We start from the raw sequence: 3,174 nt of genomic DNA, 5'->3' as shown, positions 1-3,174 counted from the left end.
TAATCTGGAACTTTCAGCCTTCTTTTTTCCTGACCGTCCTGCCCTCCGTCAAAACGGTCATGAGCTTACGTATAGAGAATTAAACGATCAGGCGAGCCGGATCGCAACAGGTCTCATCAAGTTGGGTATCAGACCCGGCGATCACATAGGGCTCTGCGCGCCAAACTCTATTGAATGGATCGCTTTCTATTTCGGTGTTCTGAAGACCGGGGCAACAGCGGTCACGCTATCAGGGATGCTCACCGGCGAGGAGCTTGCCAATCTTGTTAATCATGCAAAACCACGGATTATCTTCACCGCTGAAACCAAGTTAAAGGAACTGGAGAAACTGAAAGGGTCCGGCGGGGGACTTGAATGGATTATCTGCCCTGACGGCGACATGGACCTTAATCACCTTATCAAGACCGGGTCGGGATCATTCAAGGCAATAGAGAGAGACCGTTCGGATACTGCCGCTATTCTTTATACCGGCGGTACCACAGGTATTCCGAAAGGTGTCATGCTTAGTCACGAAAGTATGATCTTTTCGAGTCACAGCATCGCGGGCTATGAGAGGTCCACCCAGAATGATCTTTCCGTCTGCTTTCTTCCTTTCAATCACGTCTTCGGCCAGATACATATCATGAACACCTCAATCCACTGTGCCGGCTGTCTGGAACTTCTCCCGGTCTTTGACACAGAACAGGTCCTGGGATTGATGGAGCAAGGGCGGGTGACAAAGTTCTTCGCCGTACCCACCGTCTATATCCGCCTTTTGAGACAAAACAACCTTGAGAAAAGGCTTGGGCAGCTCCGATATTGTTTTTCAGCGGCAGCCAGTTTGGCACAAGAGATTGTCAGGGAATGGAAGGAGCGGACCGGGATAACGATCTCAGAGTCCTATGGGATGACGGAGGTCATGCCTGTAACCTTCAACCATTACTATCCGGAAAGACACGTCATCGGCTCCGTAGGCCACCCGATCCCCGGAGTTGAGGTCCAGATAAGGGACTTCTCGGGGAACGCATTGGAAGAAGGACTCGATGGAGAGATCTGCATCCGCGGGCGCAATGTGATGAAGGCTTACTTTGAGAACCCGGAGGCCACGCGTGACGCATTATCGGAGGACGGCTGGTTCCGTTCAGGCGACATCGGCTATATCGATCCTGACGGCTACCTCTTCATCGTGGATCGTCTGAAGGACCTCATCATCACTGGCGGAGAGAATGTTTATCCCCGTGAGGTTGAGGAGGTCCTCTACACATGGCCTGAAGTGGAGGAGTGCGCCATCGTAGGGGTCCCGGACAAGGAGTGGGGCGAGCGCATCTGCGCCTGTATAGTCCCCAGGGCCGGGCATACACTGTCAACAGCGGAGTTGAAAAACTTTCTGAAAAGCCGTCTTTCCGGGTTCAAAATACCCAAAGACTATATCGTACAAAACGAATTGCCGAAGAGTCCTGCGGGCAAGATATTGAAAAGGGAGATAAGGAAACAGTTACTCAATGCCGGCAAGCAGTAAAAATTGTTTCAGGATGAACGGTCCTTCATATCAAAAGGACGGGCCATCAAATAATAATGTGAGGAGGGTGTCTATTATGAAAAAACATTGTGTACTCTGGTGTATCATAAGTGTTGTAGCTATCGTGTTTCTTGCATCCACCATTCCGGTAAATGCCCAGGAAAAGGTGGTCAAGCTGAGGTATTCAAATTTCTTCCCACCGGTTCATCCTATCAGCAAACTGGCCGAGGAATGGATCAAAGAGGTCGAGAAAAGGACCAACGGCCGGGTAAAGATCAGCTATTTTCCCGGCAATACGCTTGCCCCGCCCGGACAGGCTTATGATGCCGTCGTAAAAGGTATTGCCGACATGGCGCAGAACCTCCTGGCCTATTCACCGGGAAGGCTCCCGCTTAGCGAGGTTCTCCAACAACCCCTTGGTTATGCAAGCGGCTACCAGGGAACAAACTTGGCCAACGAGTATTATAAAAAGTTTAAGCCGAAAGAATTTGACGACGTCAAAGTAATGTATCTTCACGGCGTTGCCCCCGGCACCTTCCATACGAAGAAGGAGATCAAATCCTTTGACGACATAAAGGGTCTCAGGATCAAAGCCAACGCGGAAAATGCCGACATCGTGAAGGTGCTTGGCGGAGCGCCGGTGACCATGCCCATTACAGAGACCTACGATGCCCTCCAGAAGGGGCTTGTCGAAGGTATCCTCCTCCCCAACGAGGCTTTAAAGGGATGGCGGTTTGCGGAGGTTGTAAAGACAAGCCTTGACAGCAACGCGGTCTCCTATCTAACATCAATGTATGTCATCATGAATAAAAACAAATGGAACCAGATCTCCAAGGAAGACCAGGCAACGATCGAGAAGATCAACGAAGAGTGGATAGAAAAACAGGGCAATTTGTGGAATAAGCTGGACAAGGAAGGAAAAGAGTACGCCATTCAAAAAGGCGTAAAGTTTATAAAGGTATCAAAAGATGAGGAAGCAAAGGTCACCGCAAAGATGAAGCCAATCCTTGATGAATACGTGAAGGCAATGAATGCAAAAAAATTGCCGGGCGCTGAAGCGTTGAAGTTCTGTCAGGACTATATCAAGGCTCATCCATAACCCTTCTCAACCCTCATTTCCCTATCCCCCGGACAACATAGGGGGATAGGGAAACATTACGGAGGAAGAATGAAAAATATCTTTTTGGATACCGTATTTAAAATTGACGTGACCTTCCATGTTATTGCCGGTTCAGTGTTGGCCTTCATGATGGTCATCACCCTTCTCGATGTAATCATGAGGAATCTGGGGAGCCCGATCGTGGGGAGCATGGAGATCATCTCCTTCTGCGGTTCAGTAGTGATCGGCTTCGCCATCCCCTACACGTCATGGAAAAGGGCACACGTCTATGTAGACTTTCTCACGGAGAAACTGAGCCCGGGAAACAAAAGAACTATGCAAATCATTACACGGTGCATGGGCATCGTCCTTTTTGCGTTTATCGGATATAATTTTATTATCTATGGATTTGACCTTATAAGGACAAAAGAGGTAAGTCCGAGTTTCAGACTCCCTTACTATCCCATACCCTTTGGCCTGAGCCTCAGTTGTTTTCTCCAGTGTCTCACTTTGGTCGCCGATCTTGTAAGGACGATTCATTCGGGAGGTGATAAATGAATGAGGTAACGGTCGGGCT

Annotated in this window: 3 protein-coding genes; all 3 read left to right on the top strand. The window is 49.2% G+C overall.

What is annotated here, in order from left to right; translation table 11 throughout:
- On the top strand, window positions 1-1,498 hold a 1,498-nt coding region (locus tag PHU49_16315), incomplete at its 5' end, for a class I adenylate-forming enzyme family protein (protein MDD5245575.1).
- Between the two features lie 76 nt (window positions 1,499-1,574).
- The gene (locus PHU49_16310; protein ID MDD5245574.1) at window positions 1,575-2,597 is read left to right on the top strand and encodes a TRAP transporter substrate-binding protein; all 1,023 of its coding nucleotides are present in this window, start codon (window positions 1,575-1,577) and stop codon (window positions 2,595-2,597) included.
- Window positions 2,598-2,666: 69 nt separating this feature from the next.
- On the top strand, window positions 2,667-3,155 hold the full coding sequence (locus tag PHU49_16305) for a TRAP transporter small permease (protein ID MDD5245573.1): 489 nt from the start codon (window positions 2,667-2,669) through the stop codon (window positions 3,153-3,155).
- Window positions 3,156-3,174: the final 19 nt, after the last annotated feature.

This window comes from Syntrophorhabdaceae bacterium, assembly GCA_028713955.1.
Lineage (GTDB): Bacteria > Desulfobacterota > Syntrophorhabdia > Syntrophorhabdales > Syntrophorhabdaceae > UBA5609.
This window is presented reverse-complemented; position numbering and strand designations above follow the sequence as displayed.

Excerpts from the sequence above, each read along its gene's own strand:
- PHU49_16310 (MDD5245574.1), top strand. The coding sequence starts at position 1,575 with ATGAAAAAACATTGTGTACTCTGGTGTATCATAAGTGTTGTAGCTATC.
- PHU49_16305 (MDD5245573.1), top strand. The coding sequence starts at position 2,667 with ATGAAAAATATCTTTTTGGATACCGTATTTAAAATTGACGTGACCTTC.